The following is a 617-nucleotide window of genomic DNA, read 5'->3' as shown; positions in this document are numbered from 1 at the left end:
GTGCATATTCCGATTAAGGAAACCGATCCGCAAAACCCGATTAACCCTTATGGCGAATCAAAGTTGATGATGGAAAAAATCATGAACTGGTCCGATCAAGCTGACGGGGTTAAATGGGTCGCGTTGCGCTATTTCAATGTGGCTGGTGCAGCAGAAGATGGCACGATTGGCGAAGACCACAATCCAGAAACACACTTGGTACCAATTATTTTGCAAGCTGGTTTGGGACAACGTGATTATATTGAAATGTTTGGTGATGACTATAACACCCCAGACGGCTTTAATGTGCGTGATTATGTGCATGTCTTAGACTTGGCAGACGCACATATCTTGGCATTGCAGTATTTAGCTGATGGTCATGAGTCAAATCAGTTTAACTTGGGATCAGCGACTGGATTTTCAGTGAAAGAGATGGTTGAGGCGGCACGGGAAGCAACAGGGGTTGATATTCCGGCTAAGATTGGGCCACGTCGAGCGGGTGATCCTGATATTTTGATTGCCAATTCAGATAAGGCACGAGAGGTGCTGGGCTGGGCACCAAAGTACGATAATGTGCAAGACATCATCAAGACAGCTTGGCAGTGGCATCAGAGCCACCCTAAGGGCTATGATGATCA

The 617-nt window shown here is 46.5% G+C and carries 1 protein-coding gene; it reads left to right on the top strand.

Going from position 1 to position 617, the window contains the following annotated elements; translation table 11 throughout:
• Positions 1 to 617, top strand: a 617-nt coding sequence (galE, locus tag IEU65_RS10315) for a UDP-glucose 4-epimerase GalE (protein WP_188352257.1), incomplete at both ends; no start/stop codon positions are given.

The organism is Leuconostoc pseudomesenteroides KCTC 3652, from assembly GCF_014634745.1.
In the GTDB taxonomy this organism is placed as follows: domain Bacteria; phylum Bacillota; class Bacilli; order Lactobacillales; family Lactobacillaceae; genus Leuconostoc; species Leuconostoc pseudomesenteroides.
This window is presented reverse-complemented; position numbering and strand designations above follow the sequence as displayed.